This window comes from Streptomyces sp. NPDC001315 (assembly GCF_042896175.1).
Taxonomy (GTDB): Bacteria; Actinomycetota; Actinomycetes; order Streptomycetales; family Streptomycetaceae; genus Streptomyces.
This window is the reverse complement of the sequence record NZ_JBIAWZ010000001.1, coordinates 678,543-703,195: the sequence shown is the minus strand read 5'-3', so window position 1 is coordinate 703,195 and position 24,653 is coordinate 678,543. Positions and strand designations below refer to the sequence as shown.

At 70.5% G+C, this 24,653-nt stretch carries 26 protein-coding genes; 15 read left to right on the top strand and 11 right to left on the bottom strand.

Translation table 11 applies throughout. The features are described 5' to 3' along the window. Nucleotides 1–35 precede the first annotated feature (35 nt). Genes ACFY16_RS03080 through ACFY16_RS03060 form a run of 5 tightly spaced genes read right to left on the bottom strand, consistent with a single transcriptional unit; the run spans nucleotide 36 to nucleotide 4,256 of the window. Nucleotides 36–992 (bottom strand): glycine betaine ABC transporter substrate-binding protein, encoded by a 957-nt coding sequence (locus ACFY16_RS03080; RefSeq protein ID WP_390645318.1) that lies wholly within the window; start codon nucleotides 990–992, stop codon nucleotides 36–38. Next, a complete protein-coding gene (locus tag ACFY16_RS03075) occupies nucleotides 989–1,816 on the bottom strand; it encodes an ABC transporter permease (RefSeq protein ID WP_390645317.1) in 828 nt (275 codons plus the stop codon). The genes ACFY16_RS03080 and ACFY16_RS03075 overlap by 4 nt, the downstream gene beginning before the upstream one ends. Beyond that, on the bottom strand, nucleotides 1,813–3,063 hold the full coding sequence (locus tag ACFY16_RS03070; protein ID WP_390645316.1) for a betaine/proline/choline family ABC transporter ATP-binding protein: 1,251 nt from the start codon (nucleotides 3,061–3,063) through the stop codon (nucleotides 1,813–1,815). The genes ACFY16_RS03075 and ACFY16_RS03070 overlap by 4 nt, the downstream gene beginning before the upstream one ends. A gap of 43 nt (nucleotides 3,064–3,106) precedes the next feature. Further along, nucleotides 3,107–3,754 carry an ABC transporter permease gene (locus ACFY16_RS03065; protein WP_390645315.1) on the bottom strand — a complete coding sequence of 216 codons (648 nt, stop codon included), beginning with the start codon at nucleotides 3,752–3,754 and terminating at the stop codon, nucleotides 3,107–3,109. A 22-nt stretch (nucleotides 3,755–3,776) separates the two neighbouring features. Then, nucleotides 3,777–4,256: an Lrp/AsnC family transcriptional regulator gene (locus ACFY16_RS03060; protein WP_351139635.1), complete on the bottom strand. Its 480-nt coding sequence runs from the start codon at nucleotides 4,254–4,256 to the stop codon at nucleotides 3,777–3,779. Nucleotides 4,257–4,381: 125 nt separating this feature from the next. Here ACFY16_RS03060 and hppD point away from each other — a divergent pair, with 125 nt between their 5' ends. Next, nucleotides 4,382–5,530, top strand: a complete 1,149-nt coding sequence (hppD, locus tag ACFY16_RS03055) for a 4-hydroxyphenylpyruvate dioxygenase (protein WP_390645314.1) — start codon at nucleotides 4,382–4,384, stop codon at nucleotides 5,528–5,530. 119 nt (nucleotides 5,531–5,649) lie between these two features. On the opposite strand, the gene ACFY16_RS03050 is transcribed toward hppD, so the two are convergent. After that, complete coding sequence (locus ACFY16_RS03050) at nucleotides 5,650–7,125, bottom strand: tetratricopeptide repeat protein (RefSeq protein WP_390645313.1); 1,476 nt, start codon at nucleotides 7,123–7,125, stop codon at nucleotides 5,650–5,652. Between the two features lie 93 nt (nucleotides 7,126–7,218). On the opposite strand from ACFY16_RS03050, the gene ACFY16_RS03045 reads away from it, so the two are divergent. Then, nucleotides 7,219–8,625, top strand: a complete 1,407-nt coding sequence (locus ACFY16_RS03045; protein ID WP_390645312.1) for an FAD-binding oxidoreductase — start codon at nucleotides 7,219–7,221, stop codon at nucleotides 8,623–8,625. A 22-nt stretch (nucleotides 8,626–8,647) separates the two neighbouring features. Here the strand turns inward: ACFY16_RS03045 and ACFY16_RS03040 are convergent, their stop codons facing one another. Further along, nucleotides 8,648–9,124 carry an SsgA family sporulation/cell division regulator gene (locus tag ACFY16_RS03040; protein WP_390645311.1) on the bottom strand — a complete coding sequence of 159 codons (477 nt, stop codon included), beginning with the start codon at nucleotides 9,122–9,124 and terminating at the stop codon, nucleotides 8,648–8,650. 242 nt (nucleotides 9,125–9,366) lie between these two features. Here ACFY16_RS03040 and ACFY16_RS03035 point away from each other — a divergent pair, with 242 nt between their 5' ends. Together ACFY16_RS03035 and ACFY16_RS03030 are read left to right on the top strand one after the other, a co-directional pair. Then, nucleotides 9,367–11,022, top strand: coding sequence for an RDD family protein (locus tag ACFY16_RS03035; protein ID WP_390645310.1), 1,656 nt, complete (start codon nucleotides 9,367–9,369; stop codon nucleotides 11,020–11,022). A gap of 98 nt (nucleotides 11,023–11,120) precedes the next feature. After that, complete coding sequence (locus tag ACFY16_RS03030; RefSeq protein ID WP_390645309.1) at nucleotides 11,121–11,870, top strand: RDD family protein; 750 nt, start codon at nucleotides 11,121–11,123, stop codon at nucleotides 11,868–11,870. A gap of 84 nt (nucleotides 11,871–11,954) precedes the next feature. Here ACFY16_RS03030 and ACFY16_RS03025 read toward each other — a convergent pair whose 3' ends face one another. Further along, the gene (locus ACFY16_RS03025; RefSeq protein ID WP_390645308.1) at nucleotides 11,955–12,281 is read right to left on the bottom strand and encodes a hypothetical protein; all 327 of its coding nucleotides are present in this window, start codon (nucleotides 12,279–12,281) and stop codon (nucleotides 11,955–11,957) included. Nucleotides 12,282–12,683: 402 nt separating this feature from the next. Between ACFY16_RS03025 and ACFY16_RS03020 the strand changes: the two genes are divergently transcribed. Then, nucleotides 12,684–15,032, top strand: a complete 2,349-nt coding sequence (locus ACFY16_RS03020; RefSeq protein ID WP_390645307.1) for an immune inhibitor A domain-containing protein — start codon at nucleotides 12,684–12,686, stop codon at nucleotides 15,030–15,032. A gap of 121 nt (nucleotides 15,033–15,153) precedes the next feature. Continuing rightward, nucleotides 15,154–15,483, top strand: coding sequence for a hypothetical protein (locus ACFY16_RS03015; RefSeq protein ID WP_390645306.1), 330 nt, complete (start codon nucleotides 15,154–15,156; stop codon nucleotides 15,481–15,483). Between the two features lie 5 nt (nucleotides 15,484–15,488). Here ACFY16_RS03015 and ACFY16_RS03010 read toward each other — a convergent pair whose 3' ends face one another. Then, complete coding sequence (locus tag ACFY16_RS03010; RefSeq protein WP_390645305.1) at nucleotides 15,489–16,073, bottom strand: isochorismatase family protein; 585 nt, start codon at nucleotides 16,071–16,073, stop codon at nucleotides 15,489–15,491. A 141-nt stretch (nucleotides 16,074–16,214) separates the two neighbouring features. Continuing rightward, nucleotides 16,215–17,561: a nicotinate phosphoribosyltransferase gene (locus ACFY16_RS03005; protein ID WP_390645304.1), complete on the bottom strand. Its 1,347-nt coding sequence runs from the start codon at nucleotides 17,559–17,561 to the stop codon at nucleotides 16,215–16,217. A 180-nt stretch (nucleotides 17,562–17,741) separates the two neighbouring features. On the opposite strand from ACFY16_RS03005, the gene clpS reads away from it, so the two are divergent. The 8 genes from clpS (at nucleotide 17,742) to ACFY16_RS02965 (ending at nucleotide 23,143) form a co-directional block, all read left to right on the top strand. After that, a complete protein-coding gene (gene clpS, locus ACFY16_RS03000) occupies nucleotides 17,742–18,059 on the top strand; it encodes an ATP-dependent Clp protease adapter ClpS (protein WP_152892859.1) in 318 nt (105 codons plus the stop codon). A gap of 12 nt (nucleotides 18,060–18,071) precedes the next feature. After that, the gene (locus ACFY16_RS02995) at nucleotides 18,072–18,677 is read left to right on the top strand and encodes a DUF2017 domain-containing protein (RefSeq protein ID WP_390645303.1); all 606 of its coding nucleotides are present in this window, start codon (nucleotides 18,072–18,074) and stop codon (nucleotides 18,675–18,677) included. Between the two features lie 318 nt (nucleotides 18,678–18,995). Next, nucleotides 18,996–20,420, top strand: coding sequence for an amino acid permease (locus ACFY16_RS02990; protein WP_390645302.1), 1,425 nt, complete (start codon nucleotides 18,996–18,998; stop codon nucleotides 20,418–20,420). A 132-nt stretch (nucleotides 20,421–20,552) separates the two neighbouring features. Further along, the gene (locus ACFY16_RS02985) at nucleotides 20,553–20,975 is read left to right on the top strand and encodes a Mov34/MPN/PAD-1 family protein (RefSeq protein WP_390645301.1); all 423 of its coding nucleotides are present in this window, start codon (nucleotides 20,553–20,555) and stop codon (nucleotides 20,973–20,975) included. 79 nt (nucleotides 20,976–21,054) lie between these two features. After that, nucleotides 21,055–21,150 (top strand): putative leader peptide, encoded by a 96-nt coding sequence (locus tag ACFY16_RS02980; RefSeq protein ID WP_385062288.1) that lies wholly within the window; start codon nucleotides 21,055–21,057, stop codon nucleotides 21,148–21,150. Between the two features lie 115 nt (nucleotides 21,151–21,265). Then, nucleotides 21,266–21,544, top strand: a complete 279-nt coding sequence (locus ACFY16_RS02975) for a MoaD/ThiS family protein (RefSeq protein WP_390645300.1) — start codon at nucleotides 21,266–21,268, stop codon at nucleotides 21,542–21,544. Between the two features lie 16 nt (nucleotides 21,545–21,560). Then, nucleotides 21,561–22,511 carry a PLP-dependent cysteine synthase family protein gene (locus ACFY16_RS02970; RefSeq protein WP_390645299.1) on the top strand — a complete coding sequence of 317 codons (951 nt, stop codon included), beginning with the start codon at nucleotides 21,561–21,563 and terminating at the stop codon, nucleotides 22,509–22,511. Nucleotides 22,512–22,705: 194 nt separating this feature from the next. Further along, nucleotides 22,706–23,143: a hypothetical protein gene (locus tag ACFY16_RS02965; RefSeq protein ID WP_390645298.1), complete on the top strand. Its 438-nt coding sequence runs from the start codon at nucleotides 22,706–22,708 to the stop codon at nucleotides 23,141–23,143. Between the two features lie 19 nt (nucleotides 23,144–23,162). Here ACFY16_RS02965 and ACFY16_RS02960 read toward each other — a convergent pair whose 3' ends face one another. Next, nucleotides 23,163–23,618, bottom strand: coding sequence for a type II toxin-antitoxin system PemK/MazF family toxin (locus ACFY16_RS02960; protein WP_390645297.1), 456 nt, complete (start codon nucleotides 23,616–23,618; stop codon nucleotides 23,163–23,165). Between the two features lie 215 nt (nucleotides 23,619–23,833). On the opposite strand from ACFY16_RS02960, the gene ACFY16_RS02955 reads away from it, so the two are divergent. After that, on the top strand, nucleotides 23,834–24,586 hold the full coding sequence (locus ACFY16_RS02955) for an MBL fold metallo-hydrolase (RefSeq protein WP_390645296.1): 753 nt from the start codon (nucleotides 23,834–23,836) through the stop codon (nucleotides 24,584–24,586). Nucleotides 24,587–24,653: the final 67 nt, after the last annotated feature.

Below are 24,653 nucleotides of genomic sequence, written 5' to 3'. Positions count from 1 at the left end.
CACGCCATGGTGCGCGAGCGCCGGGCTCTGCTTCCTCACTTCACGAACCCCTCCTTCTTCATCCAGTCCAGCGCCACCTGATGCGGATCCTCCCCGTCCACGTCCACCTTCGCGTTCAGTGTCTGCGCCACGGTGTTGTCCAGCTTCTTGGTGATCGGGTCGAGGACCTCCGCGATCGCCGGCCACTGCTTCAGGGCCTTGGAGTTGATCTCCGGGGCCGCGTTGTAGTTGGGGAAGAACTTCTTGTCGTCCTGCATCACCACCAGGTTCATGGACTTGATCCGCCCGTCGGTGGTGAACACCTCCCCGTACGTGCAACTGCCCTTCGCCACCTGGGTGTAGATGATCCCGGTGTCCATCTGCGTGACGTTCCCCGCCGGCACGCTCATGCCGTACGCCTTCTCCATGCCCGGCAGCCCGTCCGCCCGGTTGGCGAACTCGCCCTCCACGCACAGCGTCACGGCCTTGGGGTCCGACCTGGACAGCGCCGCCACGTCGGAGAGGGTCTTCGTGCCGTACTTCTTGAAGTTGGCCTGGTTCATCGCCAGCGCGTAGGTGTTGTTCAGCCGCGACGGAGGCAGCCAGGTCAGCCCGTTCTTCAGGTCGGCGTCACGCACCGCCTCCCACTGTTTCAGCGGGTCGGTGATGGGCTCGCTGTTGCCCAGGTACGTGATCCAGGCGGTGCCCGTGTACTCGTACATGCCGTCCGCGTCACCGTTCTTGACCGCCTCGCGGGCGCCGATCGAGCCCTGGATGCCGGTCCGGTCGAGGACGTCCGCGCCGGCCGCCTGGAAGGCGATGCCCATGATCGAGCCCAGGATGAGCTGCTCGGTGAACTCCTTCGACGTGACCGTCAGATGCGCGCCCCTGAGCGGCTCGCCCTGCCCGATGGAACCGGGCGACACGTCGTCGACCATGGGGGAGCCGCTGGTCAGACCGCAGCCGGACACCACCACCAGCGCCCCGGCGGCCACCAGACAGGTGCGCTTCACCTGCCCACCTCCAGCCCCCGCGGCCGCAGCAGCAGCTCGGCCAGCGAGGCCAGCCAGTCCACCAGCAGGGCCAGGGCGATCGTGAGGATCGCGCCGAGGACCAGCACCGGCATGCGCTGGGTGGTGATCCCGGTCGTGATCAGTACGCCCAGGCCGCCGCCTCCGCCGAAGGTCGCCAGGGTCGCCGTACCGACGTTCAGGACGAGGGCGGTTCGGACGCCCGCCAGGATCAGGGGGACGGCCAGCGGCAGTTCCACCCGCCTCAGCACGCCCAGCCCGGACATGCCGATACCGCGGGCCGCCTCCAGCAGCGCGGGGTCGTTCGCCTTCAGTCCCGTGATCGTGTTGGACAGCACCGGCAGGATGGCGTAGATGATCATGCCGATCAAGGCGGCCTTCATGCCGGTGCCGAGCCAGATCACCAGCAGGGCGAGCAGGCCGATCGCGGGGGTGGCCTGACCCATGTTGGCGATCGTCATCGCCACCGGGGTCGCCTTCCGGAACGACCTGCGGGTCAGCAGGATGCCCAGCGGGATCGCGATGATCAGCACGAAGAAGGTGGAGATCGCCGTCAGTTCCACGTGCTGCCACAGCGCCTTGGACACCTGGCCGTGCGACAGCGCGTTCTCGGAGATCGTGTCGAGCTGGGCCTGCCGGAACCACAGCCAGGTCGCCAGCAGCAGGGCGACGAGGAACGCGGGCAGGAAGGTCAGCTTCTGCCAGGTGATGTGCCGCCGCGGGGGGCGCTGCGGCAGCCGCGGCGCCCGCGCCTCGGCCTCCTCCGCCTCGGTCCCCTCCGCCTCCGTGTCCTCGGGAGTGGTCACGCCTTCTCCTCCCCTCCGACGCCCTCCTGTTCGGCGTGCGTCTGTGCGGCCCGCGTCTCCTCCAGTTCGTGCTGCGCCTCCATGGCCTCCAGGCGGTCCGCCTCCAGCAGCTCGTGCACGGAGTTCATGAGCGTCTCCATGTCGACCACGCCGATGTACTCGCCGCGCCGCCCGGTGACCGCGACCCGCCCGGTGTTGTCCGTCAGCACCGCCTCCAGCGCGTCGCGCAGGGTGGCATCCCGGGTGACCGTGTCACTCACCAGCGTGCCCGCGCGGGCCAGCGAGCCCTTGGCCCGCATCATGTCGCCGCGCCGCAGCCACTTGTACGGCCGCCCGCGCTTGTCGAGCAGCAGGATCTCGTTGGTGCCGCTGGCGCGGAGCTTGTTGAAGATCTGCTGGAGCGGGTGGTCGACGGTCGCCGTCGGATAGTCGGTGATCTCCACGTCGCGTACCCGGGTGAGGTTGAGCCGTTTCAACGCCGCGCCCGCGCCGACGAACCCGGACACGAAGTCGTCCGCCGGGTTGGTGAGGATCGCCTCCGGGGTGTCGAACTGGGCGATGTGCGAGCGTTCACGCAGGACGGCGATCCGGTCGCCGAGCTTGATGGCCTCGTCGAAGTCGTGGGTGACGAAGACGATCGTCTTGTGCAGCTCGCGCTGGAGCCGGATCAGCTCGTCCTGGAGGTGGTCGCGGGTGATCGGGTCCACCGCGCCGAACGGCTCGTCCATCAGCAGGACGGGCGGATCGGCCGCCAACGCCCTCGCGACGCCCACCCGCTGCTGCTGGCCGCCGGAGAGCTGGCGCGGATAGCGGCCGTGGAACTCGCCCGGGTCGAGCCCGACCAGGTCGAGCATCTCCTCCACCCGCTCCCGGATCCGCCCCTTCGGCCAGCCGAGCATCCTCGGTACGAGGGCGATGTTCTGGGCGACCGTCATGTGCGGGAACAAGCCGGAGGCCTGGATCGCGTAACCGACCTTCCGGCGCAGCTTCACCGGGTCGATGTCGGTGACGTCCTCGCCGCCGATGCGGATGCGGCCGGCGGTCGGCTCGATCAACCGGTTGATCATCTTCAGCGTCGTCGACTTCCCGCACCCCGACGGCCCCACGAAGATGACGGTCTCGCCCGCCTTGATCTCCATGCTGACGTTGTCGACGGCGGGGTTGGGGTTGCCCGGATACCGCTTGCTGAGGTTCTCCAGCTCGATCGAGGCCCCCGCGGTGCTCTTCTCCGGCGGCGCAGACGGCACAGACGACGCTGATGCCACAGATCCCACGGGCGTCTCGGAGGGCTCAGGCACGGATCCCCCTGGGAATGGTCAACCGCCCGAGCAGGACGTACGCGGCGTCGAACAACAGCGCGAGGATGACGATCCCGAGCGTGCCCGCGAGTACCTGGTTGAGCGCGTTCCTGCTGCCCAGGGAGGCGAGGCCGCGGAAGATCTCGTTGCCGAGGCCGGGCCCGGAGGCGTACGCGGCGATGGCGGCGATGCCCATCAGCATCTGCGTCGACACGCGGATGCCGGTGAGGATCGGCGGCCAGGCGAGCGGAAGCTCCACCCGCAGGAGTCGGGCCGGCCGGGACATGCCGATGCCGCGCGCCGCGTCCACCAGGGAGGGGTCGACGCCGCGCAGGCCCACGATGGCGTTCCGCACGATCGGCAGCAGCCCGTACAGGGTCAGCGAGATGACGGTCGGCGGCACGCCCAGCCCCACGACCGGGACGAGCAGACCGATCATGGCGAGGGACGGGATGGTCAGCAGGGTGGCGGTGGTGATGGTGGCCAGGTTGCCGGCCCACTCGCTGCGGTAGGTGACGACGCCGATCAGCACGCCGATCAGGGTCGCCACCACCATGCACTGGAAGACGGCGCTGGCGTGCTGGTAGGCGTCGGTGAGCAGCTGCTGGTGGCGCGTGCTCAAGTACTCCCAGAAATTCAAGCGCGGTCACCCCCTCGCTCGGTCAGGTCGTGTCCCGGTCCTCCGCCGCCTGCTCCACCAGCGGGATGATCCGCAGCGGAACGGGGTTCTCCATCACGATCGCGGTGGAGGCCCGGACGATCCCATCAAAACCGACAACCAGGTCGATGACCCGCTGGAGATCGGCGTTGGAACGGGCCACCAGCCGGCACAGCATGTCCCCGCTGCCGGTGGTGGTGTGCAGCTCCAGCACCTCCGGCACCGATCCCAAGTGCGCCCGTACGTCGGGCCCTTGCCCCTGCCGGATCTGGAGGGTGGCGAAGGCGGTGACGGGATAGCCGAGGGCCGCCGGATCGACCTGAGGACCGAATCCCCGGATGACTCCGTTCGACTGAAGCCGGTCCAGCCGCGCCTGCACGGTCCCCCGCGCGACTCCGAGCCGCCGTGACATCTCGAGCACGCCGATCCGCGGCTCGCGCGCCAGCAGCACGATGATCCGGCCGTCTAGTCGATCGATCGCCATGCGGAACCCTCCCGGAGTGGTCATCATGTACAGAAAGCCCGCCGTTACTGGCCTGGCACTGCACAGATTGCCCAGCGAACACGCAAACTATTGCGCACCTTGCAAGGCCGGGCCAGGCTGCCGCTATGACGCAGACCACACACCACACTCCCGACGCGACCGCCCGGCAGGCCGACCCCTTCCCGGTCAAGGGAATGGACGCGGTCGTCTTCGCCGTGGGCAACGCCAAGCAGGCGGCGCACTACTACTCCACCGCCTTCGGCATGCGCCGGGTGGCCTACTCCGGACCGGAGAACGGCGCCCGCGAGACCGCGAGCTACGTCCTGGAGAACGGCTCCGCGCGCTTCGTGTTCACCTCCGTGATCAAGCCCGCCACCGCCTGGGGCCACTTCCTCGCCCAGCACGTGGCCGAGCACGGCGACGGCGTCGTCGACCTCGCCATCGAGGTCCCGGACGCCCGCCGCGCGTACGCCTACGCCATCGAGCACGGCGCCCGCTCGGTGACCGAGCCGTACGAGCTGAAGGACGAGCACGGCACGGTGGTCCTGGCCGCGATCGCGACGTACGGCGAGACCCGCCACACCCTCGTCGACCGCTCCGGCTACGACGGCCCCTACCTCCCCGGCTTCGTCGCCGCCACCCCGATCGTCGAACCGCCGGCCCACCGCACCTTCCAGGCCATCGACCACTGCGTAGGCAACGTCGAGCTCGGCCGGATGAACGAGTGGGTCGGCTTCTACAACGAGGTCATGGGCTTCACGAACATGAAGGAGTTCGTGGGCGACGACATCGCCACCGAGTACAGCGCCCTGATGTCGAAGGTCGTCGCCGACGGCACGCTCAAGGTCAAGTTCCCGATCAACGAGCCCGCCGTCGCCAAGAAGAAGTCCCAGATCGACGAGTACCTGGAGTTCTACGGCGGCGCCGGCGTCCAGCACATCGCGCTCAACACGAACGACATCGTGCAGACGGTACGGACGATGCGCGCGGCCGGGGTGGAGTTCCTGGACACGCCCGACTCCTACTACGACACCCTCGGCGAGTGGGTCGGCGACACCCGCGTCCCCGTGGAGACCCTGCGCGAACTGAAGATCCTCGCCGACCGCGACGAGGACGGCTACCTGCTCCAGATCTTCACCAAGCCGGTCCAGGACCGGCCGACCGTCTTCTTCGAGATCATCGAACGGCACGGCTCGATGGGCTTCGGCAAGGGCAACTTCAAGGCCCTGTTCGAGGCGATCGAGCGGGAGCAGGAGAAGCGCGGCAACCTGTAGGCCGAGCTCATCGCCCGGCCGGGATCAACGACGTGGGCGGTACGGAGGGGTTCGGCGCCGTCGCCGAACCCTTCCACGCCGACGGGGAGGCGCGCTGATCGGCACGGCGGCCGGGTGACTCAACGCTGCTCGCTTCCCGCGTCCTCCTCGCCCAGGCCCACGTCCGGCGGCTCGCCCAGCCGCGCCAGCGCCGTCCGAGCGGCGGGCACCGCCAACGGCGAGAAGTAGGGGTTGATCCGCAGCGCCTCCTGAAGGTGCCGCGACGCGGGGCCGGTCAGCTCCAGCTGCCGCTCGATCATCCCCCGGTGGTACGCGTACGGCGCACTGCGCACCCCGCCCCCGTGATCCTTGTCCGTCGCGATCGTGGCGTACTTCAGCGCCTCCTCGTCATCCCCGGCCCGGTGCAGCGCCCACCCCAGCGCGTCGGCCACCGCGATCCCCGGCTGCCGCTCCCACTCCGCCCGCAGCCGCTCCACCGCGTCCATCGCGTCGCCGTGGTCCGCCTCGAACCGCCCGAGCAGCAGCTCCTCGTCGGCCCCGCCCGCGGCCGCGTTGTCCACCCGCGCCCGCAGCAGGTCGTACTGCACCCGCGCGGCATGCTCCAGCCCCAGCGACTCGTACAGCTCGCCCAGCTCCAGCGCGTACTGCGGCAGCGGCTGCTTGGCCAGCGCCGCCTGGTACGCGGCCAGCGCCTCCGACGTCCGCCCCAGCGCGGCCAGCACCCGCCCCTGCCCGGCCTGCGCGGCCCGCTGGTCCGGGTCGAGCCGTACCGCCTCCCGGAAGCGCCGCAGCGCCTCCTCCCGGTCCCCGCGCTCCCACGCCAGCTCCCCGGCCTGCTCCTGGTACGCCGCCTGCTCCGCCGGATCCCGCGCGCCCGCCGCCGCGTCGGACAGCATGGCCGCCGCGTCCTCGCGCCAGCCCCGGTCCCGGTAGACGGCAGCGGCCCGCGCCTGCACGGCGGGTCCGTGGTGCAGCGCCATCAGCTTGTCGAGGGTCCCCCGGGCCGCCTTGTAGTCGCCGAGTCCCGTGTAGGCGTCGATCAGCAGCGGATACGTCGTCCACCGCTTCGGCGCCAGCTTCAGCGACTCCTCGCCCCACTCCCGGGCGGCCGGGAAGTCGCGGCGGGCGTTCGCCAGCGCGGCCAGGCCGTCCAGGGCCTCCGCGTTGTCCTTCGGGCGGGTCCGCAGCGAGGTGCGCAGCGCCTCCTCGGCCCTCGGGTAGTACGCGGCGTCCGCCACCCGCCGGCCCTGCTCGACGTAGGCGGCCCCGAGCACCGCCCACGACCGCGCGTCCTTCGGATGGACCCGCAGATACGCTTCGCGTTCGCCGATCAGCATCGCCAGGTCCGGCAGCGCGGCCGGCAGTCCGCCGAGGACCGCGGCCCGGGCCTGCGCTCCGGGAGCCGGCGCCGGTGGTGCGGCCGGCACCACCGGGACCAGAGGCGCCTCGGCACGCTGCTGCGACGGCGCCAGCATCAGCACCGTGCCCAGCGCGACACACACCACGGCCGAGGCGATCAACAGCCGCCCGGCGACACGCCTGGCGGTACTCGGCCGGCGGGCCGACGCCACAGAGGTCATCGGTTCTGCGTCCATGGCGTTCACTGTGCTGCAGTACGACGACCACATCGCGGCAGCCGATGGGAGCCGCGGACGGGGTTCACACCGATGGCCCCGGGGTGCGAACCTGTGATCATGAGCCGTATCGAAGCGCCTCGTGACGAAGCGACCGGGAACCTCGTCGACCGTCTCCTGGACGGCCTGCCCGCCGAGGCGGTCGTCACCGATCCGGACATCACGGTCTCGTACGCCAATGACATGGCCAGCTTCTGCCCGGCCGGCGCCCCGGCAGTGGTCGTGCTCCCGCGTACCGTCGAACAGGTCCAGCACGTCATGCGCACCGCCACCGAGCTGCGTGTCCCGGTCGTCCCTCAGGGCGCCCGCACCGGCCTGTCCGGCGGCGCCAACACCTCCGCCGGCTGCATCGCGCTGTCCCTGACGAAGATGGACCGGATCCTGGAGATCAGCCCGGTCGACCGCATCGCCGTGGTCGAGCCCGGCGTCATCAACGCCGCCCTCTCCCGGGCGGTCAACGAGCACGGCCTGTACTACCCTCCCGACCCCTCCAGCTGGGAGATGTGCACGATCGGCGGCAACATCGGCACCGCCTCCGGCGGCCTGTGCTGCGTGAAGTACGGGGTGACCGCCGAGTACGTCCTCGGCCTGGACGTGGTGCTGGCCGACGGCCGCCTGATGTCCACCGGCCGCCGTACCGCCAAGGGCGTCGCCGGATACGACCTGACCCGTCTGTTCGTGGGCTCCGAGGGTTCGCTCGGCATCGTCGTACGGGCGGTCCTGGCCCTCAAGCCGCAACCGCCCCAGCAGCTGGTGCTGGCCGCCGAGTTCGCGTCCGCGGCCGCCGCCTGCGACGCGGTCTGCCGGATCATGGCGGGGGGCCATGTGCCGTCCCTCCTCGAACTGATGGACCGTACGACGGTCAAGGCGGTCAACGACCTCGCGCACATGGGCCTGCCGGAGAGCACGGAGGCGCTGCTGCTCGCGGCCTTCGACACCCCGGACCCGGCCGCCGACCTCGCCGCCCTCGGGGCGCTGTGCGAGGCCGCCGGCGCCACCCAGGTCGTACCGGCCGACGACGCGGCCGAGTCGGAACTGCTCCTGCAGGCGCGCAGGTTGTCGCTCACCGCGCTGGAGAGGGTGGCCGGCACGACGATGATCGACGACGTGTGCGTGCCCCGGTCACGGCTCGGCGACATGCTCGAAGGAGTCGAGCGGATCGCCGAGAAGTACCAGCTCACGATCGGGGTCGTCGCGCACGCGGGCGACGGCAACACGCACCCGACGGTCTGCTTCGACGCGCAGGACCCCGACGAGTCCCGGCGCGCCCGCGAGTCCTTCGACGAGATCATGGCCCTCGGCCTGGAGCTCGGCGGCACGATCACCGGCGAGCACGGCGTGGGCGTGCTGAAGAAGGAGTGGCTGGCGCGCGAGATCGGCCCCGTGGGGCTGGAGATGCAGCGGGCGGTCAAGCAGGTCTTCGACCCGCTGGGCATCCTGAACCCGGGCAAACTCTTCTGACCCACCCCGATGCCCCGCCGGCTCACGCCCCGTCCTGGGACTCGTCCGACGGCCGAGGGCCGCGCAGCCACAGGTCGTCCATCGGCGTCGGGGCGAGCAACTCGGCCAGACCGTCGTCCAGGCCGAGCCGCTCCCCCTCCGACCCCGGGGGCACCAGCAGCAGCGTGCGCTCCAGCCAGGCCGACACCTGTGCCGTCGGGGCTTCCAGCAGCGCGTCCCCGTCGGGTGAACTGAGCGCCATCAGCACGACGCTGCGCCCGGCGACCTTCGTCGGCCACACCCGCACATCCCCGTGCCCGCACGGCCGGAACACCCCCTCCACCAGGAGTTCACGGCCGAACGTCCAGTTCACGGGGTGCTCGGAGTCGATGTGGAAGGCGATGTGGACGGCGTACGGATCGTCGCGGCGGTAGCTGAGACGGGCCGGGACGGGGATGCTGCGCTCCGACGACAGGACGAGCTTGAGCTCCAGTTCACGCTCTACCACGGTGGGGTGCATGTCGTGCGTTCCTCTCTCGTACGGGGTCCTGGGGTGAGCCCGTACGGGAGGAGAGAGGGGAGGGCCGGAACCATTACGCGGGTTGGCGGAACTTTTCTCCGGACTTTCTTCCGGGCGTGTGAAGTACGTGTACGAGGTTGCCCGGAAAGGGGCGGGTCGGGCGGGACTGGCGGTGGGGGTTGCGCTCGTCTGGTAGATGTGGAGGCCCCATTGGACCCCCGAGCAGATACGGGACGACGGACATGAGCGCCCCAACCCCGGCACCCGGCGACGACAGGCCCCGCGAAGGGTATTACCCGGATCCGTCCATTCCTGGATATGTCCGGTACTGGAACGGTGCCTCCTGGGTACCGGGCACGAGCCGTCCGGCCCCGTCCGACGGAGCGCCGCTCACGCCGCCGCCCGGCGCCCAGCCGGCGTCCCCGCCCGCGCCCGCGCCGGTCGAGGAGACCGGCCCGCACTTCTTCGACGAGGACCCGGGGCAGCAAGGCCCGGCCGGCCCGGCCGAGGCGCAGCACGGCAGCCGTCCCGAGCCGGCGTCCGCCTGGGGCGCCGACCGCTCCCGCCAGTCCGGCTTCGGCGGCGACCAGGACCGCCGTGTCTCCTGGGGCGCTCCGCAGGGCACCGACCCCCGGGTCGCCGCGGCTCAGCCCGACGGCCGCTCCGCCAGCACGGACGGCACGGCGACGATCCCGCCCGCGGAGTCCGGCGACATCCCCTCCGACGGAACGTTCGTGTTCCGCCGGCCGACGGTGGGGCCCGGTGCCTCCGGCGCCCCGGCCGACCGGGCCACTCCCGGCGTCCCCCGCCCCGGCGGTCCCGCCGGCGACGACGGCACCATGACCTTCCGCGCGGTTTCCCCGCGCCCGGCGCAGCAGGACGGGGCGCGCACGGCGCAGCGCGGGGGCGCTTCCGTACATACCGGCGGCGCACCGGCGGCGGGCGACGGCGGTGCCGGGGCCGCGGGGTTCGGCCCGCAGGGCCCGGTGGGGTCGGCAGGGGCTGCCGGGGCGCCGGGCATCGGCGCCCAGGGCGCGGCCCCGTCGGCCGAAGGGTTCGGGGCCGACGGCTACGGCCCGCAGGGACCCGTCGGCCCGCCCGCGCCCGGCGTCGGCACCGGACGCCCCGGCTTCGGTGCCGGGAAGGCCGCCGCGGACCGGGCGGCGGCCGCTCAGCCACAACCGCAGCCACAGCGGCCTCAGCCACAGGCAGAAGCCCCCGCCGCGGCCCCCGCACCCGCACCCGTCCCCGCCGGCGCCGCGCCGATGACGCCGATGACCAGCGGGCCGGGCGGCGGTCAGCCGTCCTGGGCGCAGCAGGTGCACCGGCTGGCGGGCGTGGGCGACGACCAGCCCGTCGCGCCGTGGAAGCCGCCGGTCGAGGACGTGTTCCAGGCGGCCGCCCGGCGTCAGGCGGCGGCCCGGCCCGCGGGGCTCGGCAAGCGCCTCGCGGCCCGGTTCGTCGACACCGTGGTCCTCGCGGCCGTCACCTCCGCCGCCGCGGTACCGCTCGGCACGAAGGCGCTCGACCACGTCAACGAGAAGATCGACGCGGCCAAGCTGTCCGGTGAGACCGTCACGGTCTGGCTGCTCGACGGCACGACATCGGTGTACCTCGGAATCGTCCTCGCCGTCCTGCTCGTCTTCGGAGTCCTCTACGAGGCGCTGCCCACCGCCAAGTGGGGCCGCACGCTGGGCAAGAAGCTGCTCGGTCTGGAGGTGCGGGACATCGAGGGCCACGAGCCCCCGGCCTTCGGCGCGGCTCTGCGCCGCTGGCTCGTCTACAGCGTGCCCGGTCTGCTCGGCATCGGTGTCGTAGGCGTCCTGTGGTGCCTGTTCGACCGGCCGTGGCGCCAGTGCTGGCACGACAAGGCCGCACACACGTTCGTAGCGGACTGAGCGGCTGACCGTATACGTCGGAGAGCCACCGGAAAAGCGGTACTCCGGACGGCCGCTCGCCGGATGCGGAGCCGGAGGGTTCGCGGTCGACTCGGCCCATGAGCAGCGAACCGCCCCCCGGCTCCGGTCAGCAGCCACCGGACGACGACCCGTTCAGGAAGAAGCCCCCGCCCGGGCAGGGCGAGGGCTCGCCGTACGACACGCCCCAGGGCGGCCAGGAGCCCCCACCGCCGGGCGGCCAGGAGCCCCCACCGCCGGGTGGTCGGCCGCCGTACGGCGGCGAGCCCCCCTACGGCGGGCAGCCTCCGTACGGGGGTCAGCCCCCTTACGGTGGTCAGCCTCCTTACGGCGGAGGCGGTCCCTACGGCGGTGGCCAGTACCCCGCCGACCCGCTCGCCGGCATGCCGCCGCTCGCCGACAGCGGCAAGCGCACACTCGCCCGGATCATCGACATGATCCTCGTCGGCATCGTCGTCTGGCTGGTCACCTGGGGCACCGGAGTCCACGAGTACGACGTGAACGCGGAAAAGATCTCCTACGGCAAGTCCTTCGCGCAGTCCCTGGTCGCCGCCGTGCTCTACATCGCCTACGACACCTTCTTGATCAGCAAGTCCGGGCAGACCCTCGGCAAGAAATGGCTGGGCATGCGCGTGGCCAACCTCGACAACGGCGCCACGCCCTCCGTGCAGACCGCGCTGGCCCGCGCGGCGGTGCTGTGGATCCCGTTCGCCTTCTGCTGCGCCTGCGTCTGGACGATCATCGCGGGCGGCTGGAGCTTCTTCGACAAGCCCTACAAGCAGGGTCTGCACGACAAGGCGGCCAGGACGGTGGTGGTCAGCACCACCTGAGGCGCCCCGGGCGCCGCGTCCGGCGTCCGGAAGAAACGGCGGGTCCGTGCGAACTCGGGCCCGCCGACCGTGTGCCGGGCTCCGTCAGGGAGCCGTCGGCACCCGCTCCTGGACGACCTCGGGCAGCTCGACGACCTCGGCCCTCTCGGAGACCGCGGGTACACCGGAGACCGCGGGCACTTCGGCGACCACGGGTACCTCGGCGACCACGGGTACCTCGGCCGGCGCGACGGCGCGCGGCTTCGGCAGCGGGACCGTCATCGCGACGAGGAGCCCGAGCGCGAGTGCCGCGAGGGCGATCACCGCGATCCCCACGCCCGAACTCGTCTGTGACAGCAGCAGCATGGCGAGCGTCGAGAAGATCACGGTGCAGGAACCGTAGGCGAGCTGTGCGGCAGTCGGACGAGGCATGGCAATCGTGTCCTCGGATGGGAAAAAGGGGTGAGACGTGGTATCGGCCTGGCTTTCCGCCGACTTCCGGGCCTTCCGCCAGTCGACTCTAATCGGCTGCATGCCCGAGCGGAACGAGCGGTAAGCGTGACCTAACCAACAGGGTCGGTGCACGGGGGGCGCACGGAGTCATGGCATCCAGCAAGTGGACAGTGGCGCGCGCCCGTTGTGTTACAGCCTCGTGTCCGTAATGCGAACTCCTGCTTCGCATAATGCAGTTGTCCTGCTCAAGTCAAGGTCTGTCTTTTCTCGCAAACCAGTAGTCAAATGTCGTCACTTGACTACACGCGTATAACCGCGCGCGGACCTTCCATGAACAGGCCCCCCTTCCGCGCGGTCGGTCGCGTTAGGGGAGGACATCAAGTGACCGGTAGAACCTGGACCTTCAGAACGGCCGCCGCGGTCGTCGCCGTAGCGGCGGCCTCGGCGACGTTCTCGACCTTCGCGGTGGCGCAGGCCGCGGAGACCACGTCCGCGGAGACCTCCGCGGTGGACCGGCATGACCCGCAGCCGGTGAAGAGCAAGGAACACGACCTCGACGGCCCCCTGAGCAAGACCCAGGAGGCACAGCGCGAGGAGGCCCTTCAGCAGGTCATATCCGGCGAGGCCACGGTCAAGGACCGTGACGGCTCGCAGGTCGTCCAGCTGAAGAGCACGAAGGGCGACAGTAAATACGTCGAGCTCGGCCGTGAGAAGACCGACAAGATCTTCACGATCCTCGTCGAGTTCGGCGACCAGGTGGACAGCCGCTACGGCGGCACCGTCGGCCCGCTGCACAACGAGATAGCCGCGCCGGACCGCGCCAAGGACAACAGCACGGCCTGGCAGGCGGACTACAACCAGGAGCACTTCCAGGACCTGTACTTCGGCACCGGCAACGGCGTCGAGTCGCTGAAGAAGTACTACGAGAAGCAGTCCTCGGGCCGCTACTCGGTCGACGGCGAGGTCACCGACTGGGTCAAGGTTCCCTACAACGAGGCTCGTTACGGCTCGAACGAGGCGTCCACCGGCGCCTGGTACGCGGTGCAGGACGGCGTCAACGCCTGGGTCGCCGAGCGTGAGGCGGCCGGTGACACCGCCGCCGAGATCAAGGCGGAGCTCGCCGAGTTCGACCAGTGGGACCGCTACGACTACGACGGCGACGGCGACTTCAACGAGCCCGACGGCTACATCGACCACTTCCAGATCGTGCACGCCGGCGAGGACGAGTCCGCGGGCGGCGGCGCGCAGGGCGAGGACGCGATCTGGGCGCACCGCTGGTACGCCTTCGGCACCGACGCCGGCGCCACCGGCCCGGACACCAACAAGCTCGGCGGCACGCAGATCGGCGACACCGGCATCTGGGTCGGCGACTACACCATCCAGCCGGAGAACGGCGGCCTGGGCGTCTTCGCCCACGAGTACGGCCACGACCTCGGCCTGCCCGACGAGTACGACACCGCGGGCGGCGAGAACTCCACCGGCTTCTGGACCCTGATGTCCTCCGGTTCCTGGCTCGGCACCGGCAAGGAGGCCATCGGCGACCTTCCCGGCGACCTGGGCGCCTGGGACAAGCTCCAGCTCGGCTGGCTCGACTACGACGTGGCGAAGGCCGGCACCAAGTCCTCGCACACGCTGGGTGTCGCGGAGTACAACACCAAGAACCCGCAGGCCGTCGTGGTCCAGCTGCCGGAGAAGACGGTCACCACCGACGTCGTCACCCCGGCGCAGGGCGCCACGCAGTGGTGGAGCGGCAGCGGTGACGACCTGCGCAACACCCTCACCCGTTCGGTCGACCTGACCGGCAAGTCCGCCGCGAGCCTCACCCTCGACGGCTGGTGGGACATCGAGCAGGACTACGACTACCTCTACACCGAGGTCTCCACCGACGGCGGCGCCAACTGGACGCCGATCGACGGCACTCTGGCCGACGGCACCGCCATCCCGCGCGACGGCAGCGACAAGCCCGCCCTCACCGGCTCGGTGGACGCCTACCAGAAGCTGACGTTCCCGCTCGACGCGTACGCGGGCCAGAAGATCGACCTGCGCTTCCGCTACCAGACCGACGGCGGTGTGGCGCTGAAGGGCTTCGCGGCCGACGAGATCACGGTGACCGCCGATGGCGCAGCCCTGTTCTCCGACAACGCCGAGTCCGCCGACGCGGCCTGGACGGCGGCCGGCTTCTCCCGTGTCGGCGCGTCCATCACGGACGACTACGCGCAGTACTACATCGCCGAGAACCGCCAGTACGTGTCGTACGACAAGCAGTTGAAGACCGGCCCGTACAACTTCGGCTTCTCGACGACCCGTCCGGACTGGGTGGAGCACTACGCCTACCAGAACGGTCTGCTGATCTGGAAGTGGGACACCTCCCAGGCCGACGACAACACCAGCGCGCACCCGGGCGAGGGCCTGATCCTGCCGATCGACTCCCACCCGACGGCGCTGAAGTGGTCCGACGGCACGCTGATGCGCAACCGCATCCAGGCCTACGACTCCACGTTCGGCCGGTACCCGACCGACGCCGTCACGCTGCACAAGGCCGACGTCGCCGCCAAGATCAAGTCGCAGGCCGGCGTTCCGGTCTTCGACGACAGCACGTCGACGTACTACGACACGTCGAACCCGCTCGCCGGCGTCAAGATCACTGACACCGGCACCCGGATCAAGATCGTCGATGAGCCGCTGAGCGGCTCGACGATCAAGCTCCAGGTTGGCCCGTCCGTGAAGTAAAGAGAGTTTTCGCAGGTCAGATGCGTATCGGCGGCAACCCCTTGGCGGGTTGCCGCCGAGCGTGTTTAGGTGCGTCCTGTGGATTTCTTATTGACGCCGAAGCGCACGGGGGTGTGACCGTATGGCCGCAGGAGGTTTCTGCAGACTGCCGAACGGCATGGTGGTGGTGGCACTGAACCTGCCCAGCCCCGCCACCGACGGCCCGACCGGAGTCCGTGTACTCGTCCACGCCCGGAACCGCGCCCGGGCCCTGACCAGGCTCCGCAACCTGGGCCTGCGCGCCGTCTACCTGCGGGGCAACGCGGCCCCGCCGACCCCGGACGAGATCACCGCGGTCCTGCACCATCCCGACGGCCTGATATGGCGCACGGCCCCCGACAACGGTGTCACCCCGCCGGAGCTGTGGCGTCCGATCAGGGCCCTGCTGAGGCGGCCCGCAGCCCCGGTGTGAGCCGCTCAGACGACGGGCTTCCCGGTCAGCTCCACGCCCGCCTCCCGCAGCTCCTCCAGCGCCCGCGCGGTGGTCTCCTCGGCCACCCCGGCGGTCAGGTCGAGGAGCACCTGCGTGCGGAAGCCCTCCCGTGCGGCGTCCAGGGCGGTGGCCCGCACGCAGTGGTCCGTGGCGATGCCCACCACGTCCACCTCGTCGATCTGCCGAGCCCGGAGCCAGTCGCCCAGCGAGACGCCGTTCTCGTCGGCGCCTTCGAAGCCGCTGTACGCCGCCGCGTACGCCCCCTTGTCGAACACGGCGTCGATCGCCCCGGAGGCGACCGCGGGCGCGAAGTTCGGGTGGAAGCCCACCCCCTCCGTGCCGGCGACGCAGTGCGCGGGCCAGGAGTGGACGAAGTCGGGGTTGTCGGCGAAGTGGCCGCCGGGCGCTATGTGGTGGTCGCGGGTGGCCACCACGTGCCGGTAGCCGGCGGGTGCCTGGCCGATCAGCTCGGTGATCGCGGCGGCGACATCGGCACCCCCGGCCACCGCGAGGCTGCCTCCCTCGCAGAAGTCGTTCTGCACGTCTACGACGATCAAGGCGCGGCGCATGGTCGGTGTCCTTCGGCTATGGGATCTCGACGAGGAAGGGGAGGGAGAAGGGGCGCGGGCCCGGCCGTGAACTTCCGAGCCTAGAGACTTCGGGGTCGGCACGGGAGGGGGCGGGCGCGGGCGTGAGTGAGGGCACTAGCTCTAGCTACCCGACCGCCCGTGGACGTACTCCGTAGGAATGACGGGTTCCCCCCGCGACAGCTGCGTCGCCGACAGCGGCAGCTCGGCCAGGACCGCCGCGTGGCGGTCGCGTACGACGTCCAGGGGCTCGCGGGCGACGACCTCGCCGCCCTTGACCAGCTCGACCAGCAGCTGCCGGTCCGCGAGCTCGCCGGGCACCGGGCCGGTGCCGACGACCTCGGCCTCGGGGACCCCGTACTCGTCCAGCCGCCGCGCGGCCCACTTGCGGCCGCCGATGGAGGTCTTGCCGCCGGTGGACCTCTTCGCCACCGGCAGCAGCGGCGCCTTCGGGTCGGCGGACTCGGCGCGGGCGACCAGCTTGTAGACCATCGAGCAGGTCGGGTGCCCGGAGCCGGTCACCAGCTGTGTACCGACGCCGTACGCGTCCACGGGCGCCGCGGCCAGCGAGGCGATCGCGTACTCGTCCAGGTCGGAGGTCACGATGATCTTCGTGTCGGTCGCGCCCAGCTCGTCCAGCTGATGGCGCACCCGGTGCGCCACCAGCAGCAGGTCGCCGGAGTCGATGCGCACGGCGCCCAGCTCGGGCCCGGCGATCTCGACGGCCGTACGGACCGCCTCGGCGACGTCATAGGTGTCCACCAGCAGGGTCGTGCCCCGGCCCAGCGAGGCGACCTGGGCCTGGAACGCGTCCCGCTCACGGTCGTGCAGCAGGGTGAAGGCGTGGGCGGAGGTGCCGACGGTCGGGATGTTGTAGCGGAAGCCGGCGGCCAGGTCGGAGGTGGAGGCGAAGCCTCCCACGTACGCGGCGCGCGAGGCGGCGACCGCGGCCAGCTCGTGGGTGCGCCGGGCGCCCATCTCGATCAGCGGCCGCTCCCCGGCGGCGGAGGACATCCGGGACGCGGCGGCCGCGATCGCCGAGTCGTGGTTGAGGACGGAGAGGATCACCGTCTCCAGCAGCACGCACTCGGCGAAGGAGCCCTCGACCCGCATGATCGGGGAGCCCGGGAAGTACACCTCGCCCTCGGGGTAGCCCCAGACGTCGCCGGAGAACCGGTACGAGGCGAGCCACTCCAGGGTCTCCGCGTCGACGATGGCGTGCTCGCGCAGGAAGCCCAGGACATCCGCGTCGAAGCGGAAGTTCTCGATCGCGTCCAGCACGCGCCCGGTGCCCGCGACGACGCCGTAGCGCCGCCCGTTCGGCAGCCGCCGGGTGAAGACCTCGAACACGCTGCGCCGCCCGGCCGTGCCCGCCTTCAGGGCGGCCTGCAGCATCGTCAGCTCGTACTGGTCAGTGAAGAGCGCCGTCGAGGGAACGTCCACCGGCAGCCCAAGGTCCGCTACGTCCACCAAAGCTCTCCTCGCAATGACTCTCCGGACACCCCCAGTCTCTGCCGGGGGTCCGGGGGTTGTCCCCCGGGGTATGCAGTATGGGGACGGATCGTACTCCCATCTCGTCAGTCTGACGATTTGGGGGATGAGGCACGCGCGGGCGGCCAGTTTGTGCGACCACCCCCCTCGGGTGGCAGCATGGGCTCTGTGACGTCACCCGCACCCCTGGAGATCGAACGCACCGAGTCGGCGGAGGAGGTCTTCGCCGTACCCGAGCCCGACGTCCCCTGGGTCACGATCGTCCACAACGACCCGGTCAACCTGATGAGCTATGTGACGTACGTCTTCCAGTCGTACTTCGGCTACACCAAGGACAAGGCCACCAAGCTCATGCTCGACGTCCACCACAAGGGCCGGGCGGTCGTCTCCAGCGGCAGTCGCGAGGAGATGGAACGCGACGTGCAGGCCATGCACGGCTACGGTCTGTGGGCCACCCTCCAGCAGGACCGGAAGTAGCGAATCGCCTTCATGCCCGGACACTTCGAACCGCTTCCCGGCGGCGGCGCGGCCGTCGCGCTCGACGATGTCGAGATCTCCATCATCCGGTCGCTGACCGTGCAGCTCCTGGAGCTGATCGGTCCCGGCCCCGCCGCGGACGCCCCGGCCGACCCGCTCGCCGAGCTGTTCGCCGAGGGCCCGAGCGAGCCGCCCGCCGACCCGGTCCTCAGGAGGCTCTTCCCGGACGCCTACAGCGACCCGGAGGGAACCGCGGGGACGAAGGAGGCCGAGGAGCAGCAGGCCCACTCCGCCGAATTCCGCCGCTACACCGAGAACGACCTGCGGGCCGGCAAGCGCGACAACGCCCTCGCGGTGATCCGCACCCTGGACGCGCTGACCTCCGCCGCCGGAGACGGCGGCGGGGTGCTCAAGCTGTCGCCCGAGGAGTCCCTCCAATGGCTGAGGGCCCTCAACGACCTGCGCCTGGCGATCGGATCCCGCCTCGAGATCACCGACGAGGACGACACCGACCTCCTCTACCGCCTCCCGGACGAGGACCCGCGCAAGCCGATGGTCATGGCGTATCTGTGGCTGGGCGGGCTCCAAGAGACGCTTGTTTCAACACTTATGCCCTGATCCGTCCGGCAAGGTGTTCGCTCAAAGGACGCTCAAGTCCGGATAACGATCCCATCACCGCAGCGGCCGACTGTGTCCACTTTGTGCACCCTTTGGCCGCTTCTTCTTGTGTGATGCGCCACTCACCGCCCAGGCGATCAATATTGCGGTCGTGATAAATCTTCACGACCGCCCGGCGAACACCACCCATGTTCCGTCGGGTGCGCCACCGAGCCGGCGGATCGCCGGCCAGGCACAGCTCCAGCAATCCGGGGGGATCGAGACCCGATCCGAGGCCGACGCAAGGCCCGGTTCGGTATGGAGAAAGGCGCACCACACATGACCTCTGTGCAGGTCGACAAGGACAACACCCCGGAAGAGGGGTACGAGCGCGGGCTCGGCAGCCGCCAGGTCCAGATGATCGCGATCGGCGGAGCCGTCGGCGTCGGCCTCTTCCTGGGCGCCGGAGCGAACATCGCCAAGGCCGGCCCCAGTCTCATCCTCATGTACGCCCTCGCCGGCGTGATCATCTTCTTCATCATGCGGGCCCTCGGCGAACTGCTGCTCTACCGCCCCGTCTCGGGCTCCTTCGCGGAGTACTCCCGCGAGTTCCTCGGCCCGTTCTTCGGCTACTTCACCGGCTGGACGTACTGGCTGATGTGGGTCGTCACCGGCATGGCGGAACTCACCGCCGCCGCGATCTACGTCAACTTCTGGTTCCCGTCCATCCCTCAATGGGTGACGGCACTGGTCTTCCTGGTGATCCTCTTCGGGGTCAACCTGATCTCCGTGAAGCTCTTCGGCGAGCTGGAGTTCTGGTTCTCGATGGTCAAGGTCACCGCCCTCATCGGCATGATCGTGATCGGCCTGGGCGTCCTCACCTTCGGCTTCAGCTCCGCCGGTGACACCGCGTCGGTCGCCAACCTCTGGCAGTTCGACGGCTTCTTCCCCAAGGGCATCGGCTCGTCCCTGATGACCCTGCAGGGCGTCATGTTCGCCTACCTCGCGGTCGAACTGGTCGGCGTCACCGCCGGCGAGTCCGAGGACCCGGAGAAGACCCTCCCCAAGGCGATCAACACCCTGCCCTGGCGCATCGCCCTGTTCTACGTCGGCGCCCTCACCGTCATCCTCTGCGTGGTGAAGTGGACCGAGTTCGCGCCCGGCGTCAGCCCCTTCGTCGAGGCCTTCGCCAAGATCGGCATCCCGGCCGGCGCGGGCATCGTCAACTTCGTCGTGCTGACGGCCGCCCTGTCCTCCTGCAACTCCGGCATGTACTCCACCGGCCGCATGCTGCGCACCCTCGCGGACAACGGCGAGGCCCCGAAGGTCTTCAACAAGCTCTCCTCGACCAAGACCCCGGCGATCGGCATCACCGTCTCCATGCTCTTCATGGGCATCGGCGTGGTCCTGAACTACATCGTCCCGGAGAAGGCCTTCGGCTACGTCACCTCCGTCGCCACCGCGGCCGGCATCTGGACCTGGCTGATGATCCTGATCAGCCACGTCCTCTACCGCCGCGCGGTCGTCGCGGGCCGCCTGCCCGCCTCCTCCTTCCCCGCGCCGGGCGGCGCGGTGTGCTCCTACATCGCCATCGCCTTCCTGCTCTTCGTCACCGGCCTCATCGCGTACGACGCCGACTCCCGCATCTGCCTCTACGTGATGGCGGGCTGGGCCGCCGCCCTGGCCATCGGCTGGGCGGTCCTGAAGTCCCGCAACCCCCAGGTCGCCGAGCGCCGCGAAGCGGCCCTGGAGAAGGTCGGCTGACCTCACCGAGGACGTCCGGCCGCGGGGAGTACTCGTGGCACCCCCCGCGGCAGCCGCTCAGGGCGTCCGGCATATGGGCTCTCCCGTACCACCCCTCGGTATGGGAGAGCCCGTCTGCTTATCCTGACCAGCATGCTGACCATCACCCAGGCCCTGTACGACCAGATCGTCGACCACGCGCGCCAGGACCACCCCGACGAGGCGTGCGGCGTGGTCGCGGGCCCGGTGGGCGAAGGCCGCCCCGAGCGCTTCATCCCCATGCTGAACGCGGCCCGCTCACCCACGTTCTACGAGTTCGACTCACAGGACCTGCTCAAGCTCTACCGCGAGATGGACGACCGCGACGAGGAGCCGGTGATCATCTACCACTCCCACACCGCGACCGAGGCCTACCCCTCCCGCACCGACATCTCCTACGCCAACGAGCCCGGCGCCCACTACGTCCTCGTCTCCACCGCGGACACCGACGGCGCCGGCGACTTCCAGTTCCGCTCCTTCCGCATCGTCGAGGGCGAGGTGACGGAGGAGGAGGTCAAGGTGGTCGAGTCGTACTGATCTCACCCCTTGGTTGAAAACCGTCCGCAGTGTGGGATCACACTCCGGGGCCCGGACCGGGAATCGATACGATGACCCCATGGTTTTCAACGACGTGAGCGACAGGACGCCGGGCACGCTGCTCGTCGCGCGGCTGCACGTCGACCTGTGCAGGCTCGCCAGCGCCATCTGTTGACGCCGGCCCCTGCCGCCGTACGGCCGTGAGCCCGCGGCGCCTCACCCGCGTAACGCCACGCACCGCGCCGCCGCGCGCCCCCCGACCTGACCACTCCCGACAGGAGCCCTGAGCCATGGCCATCGAGGTCCGCATCCCCACCATCCTCCGCACCTACACCGAAGGCGCGAAGGCCGTAGAGGCCACCGGGGACACCCTCGCCGAGCTGTTCGCCGACCTCGACACCCGGCACGCGGGCATCCAGGCCCGCATCGTGGACGGCGGCGAGCTGCGCCGCTTCGTCAACGTCTACCTGAACGACGAGGACGTCCGCTTCCTGGACGGCATCAACACCAAGCTGTCCGACGGCGACAACGTGACGATCCTGCCGGCCGTGGCCGGCGGCATGGCCTGATCGGTCCCTGGTCGCAATGCGTTACGACTCCCCGCTGGCCGCGGTGGGCAACACCCCTCTGGTGCGCCTGCCGCGGCTCTCGCCGTCCCCCGAGGTCCGTATCTGGGCCAAGCTGGAGGACCGCAACCCGACCGGCTCGGTCAAGGACCGCCCGGCCCTGCACATGATCGAGCAGGCGGAGAAGGACGGCCGTCTCACCCCCGGCTGCACGATCCTCGAGCCCACCTCCGGCAACACCGGCATCTCCCTCGCCATGGCCGCCAAGCTCAAGGGCTACCACATGGTGTGCGTGATGCCCGAGAACACCTCACAGGAGCGCCGGGACCTGCTCGGCATGTGGGGCGCGCGGATCATCTCGTCCCCGGCCGCGGGCGGCTCCAACACCGCCGTACGCGTCGCCAAGGAACTGGCCGCCGAGCATCCGGACTGGGTGATGCTCTACCAGTACGGCAACCCCGACAACGCCGGCGCCCACTACGCCACCACCGGCCCGGAGATCCTCGCCGACCTCCCCTCCATCACCCATTTCGTGGCCGGCCTCGGCACCACGGGCACGCTGATGGGAGTCGGCCGCTTCCTTCGCGAGCACAAGCCCGACGTGAAGATCGTCGCCGCCGAACCGCGCTACGACGACCTGGTCTACGGCCTGCGCAACCTCGACGAGGGCTTCGTCCCGGAGCTCTACGACGCCTCCGTCCTGACCTCCCGCTTCTCGGTCGGCTCGGCGGACGCGGTGACCCGCACCCGCGAGCTGCTCCAGCAGGAGGGCATCTTCGCGGGCGTCTCCACCGGCGCCGCCCTGCACGCCGCGATCGGTGTCGGCAACAAGGCGGTCAAGGCGGGCGAGAGCGCCGACATCGCCTTCGTCGTGGCCGACGGTGGCTGGAAGTACCTCTCCACCGGCGTCTACACGGCGGCCACCACGGAGGAGGCCATCGAGACGCTCCAGGGCCAGCTCTGGGCATAGCCCCGGCAGGGCCCTGCCGGGGCTCTGCTCGGGTCCGGCCGGGGCTCTGCTCGGGTTCGGCCTGGGCTCTGCTCGGGTTCGGCCTGGCTCCGGCCTGAATCCGGCCTGAATCCGGACGCCGACTGGATCCGAACGCGGAGACGGAACGTCACATCCGCGTCCGGATCCGGTCCCGGCGGAAAGGCGGTCACCCCATGCGCCGTACGACGGTCACCGCCGTCACCGCGACGGCACTCCTCCTCGTGAGCTGCGGCACTCACAGCGGGGACGACGGCGCCCGCGGCGGGACGGTGTCACCGCCCCCCACGGCTGCCTGCGCGACCAACGTCCAGCTCAGCGCCGCCGACGACGGCCACACCGTCTGCGTCACGAAGGGCGGCCAGGTCCGGCTCACCCTCGACGGCACCAGGGAACGCCCCTGGAGGCCGGTCACCGCGACGGGCAGCGTGCTGCGGGCCACCAACGCGGGCATCGTCGTCCTGCCGGGCGACGCCACCGCCGCCTACGACGCGGTCGCCACCGGAACCGCGAAGCTCACCTCGTCCCGCCCGCTCTGCCCCGAGAGCACCAGCCCCGGCCGCGTCTCCTGCATGGGCATCCAGGAGTGGACGGTCACCGTGCGGGTGCGTTGAGGCGCCGGCCCGCCAGCTGTCAGCCGGCCAGGTGCCGGACCTGGTCCCACAGGGCCGGGTCCACCACACCCACCCGTCGCCGGAAGTCGACCAGCGGCACCTGCCGCAGCTCGTCCGTCTCCAGGAAACTCGCCCGCCCATGGGCGTCCCCGACCGCCCCCGGCGGCAGCGGGATCACCCCGGCCCGCTCGTCGTGGTACCGGCTGGTGATCTTCGCGACCGTCGCCCGCCGCCCGCGCACCGACAGCACCAGGCACGGCCGGTCCTTGCCACCGGGCCCGTCCTCGTACGGCACGCTCGCCCACCAGATCTCCGCCGGCTGCGGCCGCCCCGCACCGCCGCGCCCCTCGGGCCGCCCGGGCGGCCGGGTCCTGCGCCCGGCCGGCCGACCGCTCCTGCCCCAGCCGTCGACGAGCATGGCGACCAGCGCGAGCAGCACCACCGCCGCGAGCGCCAGCCACCACGAGGTGTCCATACGGACGACGTTACCGGCGCACATTCCCCACCGCGCGCCTTTCCTCACGCCCTATGCGCCGCGCTTCCAGCCGAACCGGTGACAGCACAGGTGAGTTCGCCCACAACGGCCCCTGGCGGAGGAGCGACCCGAGGTTTCGCGCCTTACGCTCGACGGACCGCACGACCCCCGTTTCCTTGTTTCCCAGCGTTCCCGCCAGCGGAGGTTTCTGCTTTATGAAGCTCACCGTCGTCGGCTGCTCGGGGTCGTTCCCGTCCGTGGAATCGGCCTGCTCGAGCTACCTCGTCGAGGCCGACGGCTTCCGGCTGCTTCTCGACATGGGCAACGGTGCCCTCGGCGAGCTGCAGCGCCACTGCGGTCTTTACGACCTCGACGCGATTTTCCTCAGTCATCTGCACGCCGACCACTGCATCGACATGTGCGCCTACTTCGTCGCACGCTACTACCGCCACGACGGCGGCCGCTGCGACCCGCTCCCGGTCTACGGACCCGAGGGCACCGAACACCGTCTGACCACGGCCTACGCCGACACCCCCACCGCCTCGTCCATGAGCGAGGTCTTCGATTTCCACACGGTCAAGCCGTCCACCTTCGAGATCGGCCCCTTCACCGTCCACACCGAACGCGTGGCCCACCCGGTGGAGGCGTACGCCATCCGCATCGAGCACGGCGGCAGGTCGCTGACGTACTCCGGCGACACGGGCGTCACCCCGGTGCTGGCGGGACTCGCCCGGGACACCGACCTGTTCCTGTGCGAGGCCGCCTTCACGCACGGCAAGGAGAGCATCCCCGACCTGCACCTCAACGGCCGCGAGGCGGGCGAGGCGGCGGCCCGCGCGGGCGCCCGCCGCCTCGTCCTGACCCACATCCCGCCGTGGACGGACCCCCGGATCAACCTGGCGGACGCGCGTGCGGTGTACGACGGGCCGGTGGAGCTGGCGGCGCCGAGGGTGTCGTACGAGATCTAGGTTCTACGGCGCGACGAAGGCCCCCGGAGCTTCAAGAGCTCCGGGGGCCTTCTGGCCGTTCAGATCC

Bases quoted from the DNA above. Each gene is read 5' to 3' on its own strand.
- ACFY16_RS03015 (WP_390645306.1), top strand. From the start codon at position 15,154: ATGGCCGCAGGAGGTTTCTGCAGACTGCCGAACGGCATGGTGGTGGTG.
- ACFY16_RS03025 (WP_390645308.1), bottom strand. From the start codon at position 12,281: ATGCCTCGTCCGACTGCCGCACAGCTCGCCTACGGTTCCTGCACCGTG.
- ACFY16_RS02975 (WP_390645300.1), top strand. From the start codon at position 21,266: ATGGCCATCGAGGTCCGCATCCCCACCATCCTCCGCACCTACACCGAA.
- hppD (WP_390645314.1), top strand. From the start codon at position 4,382: ATGACGCAGACCACACACCACACTCCCGACGCGACCGCCCGGCAGGCC.
- ACFY16_RS02960 (WP_390645297.1), bottom strand. From the start codon at position 23,618: ATGGACACCTCGTGGTGGCTGGCGCTCGCGGCGGTGGTGCTGCTCGCG.
- ACFY16_RS03040 (WP_390645311.1), bottom strand. From the start codon at position 9,124: ATGCACCCCACCGTGGTAGAGCGTGAACTGGAGCTCAAGCTCGTCCTG.
- ACFY16_RS03030 (WP_390645309.1), top strand. From the start codon at position 11,121: ATGAGCAGCGAACCGCCCCCCGGCTCCGGTCAGCAGCCACCGGACGAC.
- ACFY16_RS02955 (WP_390645296.1), top strand. From the start codon at position 23,834: ATGAAGCTCACCGTCGTCGGCTGCTCGGGGTCGTTCCCGTCCGTGGAA.
- ACFY16_RS02995 (WP_390645303.1), top strand. From the start codon at position 18,072: ATGCCCGGACACTTCGAACCGCTTCCCGGCGGCGGCGCGGCCGTCGCG.
- ACFY16_RS02970 (WP_390645299.1), top strand. From the start codon at position 21,561: ATGCGTTACGACTCCCCGCTGGCCGCGGTGGGCAACACCCCTCTGGTG.
- ACFY16_RS02980 (WP_385062288.1), top strand. From the start codon at position 21,055: ATGGTTTTCAACGACGTGAGCGACAGGACGCCGGGCACGCTGCTCGTC.
- ACFY16_RS03050 (WP_390645313.1), bottom strand. From the start codon at position 7,125: ATGGACGCAGAACCGATGACCTCTGTGGCGTCGGCCCGCCGGCCGAGT.
- ACFY16_RS03010 (WP_390645305.1), bottom strand. From the start codon at position 16,073: ATGCGCCGCGCCTTGATCGTCGTAGACGTGCAGAACGACTTCTGCGAG.
- ACFY16_RS02990 (WP_390645302.1), top strand. From the start codon at position 18,996: ATGACCTCTGTGCAGGTCGACAAGGACAACACCCCGGAAGAGGGGTAC.
- ACFY16_RS03035 (WP_390645310.1), top strand. From the start codon at position 9,367: ATGAGCGCCCCAACCCCGGCACCCGGCGACGACAGGCCCCGCGAAGGG.
- ACFY16_RS03060 (WP_351139635.1), bottom strand. From the start codon at position 4,256: ATGGCGATCGATCGACTAGACGGCCGGATCATCGTGCTGCTGGCGCGC.
- clpS (WP_152892859.1), top strand. From the start codon at position 17,742: ATGGGCTCTGTGACGTCACCCGCACCCCTGGAGATCGAACGCACCGAG.
- ACFY16_RS02965 (WP_390645298.1), top strand. From the start codon at position 22,706: ATGCGCCGTACGACGGTCACCGCCGTCACCGCGACGGCACTCCTCCTC.
- ACFY16_RS02985 (WP_390645301.1), top strand. From the start codon at position 20,553: ATGCTGACCATCACCCAGGCCCTGTACGACCAGATCGTCGACCACGCG.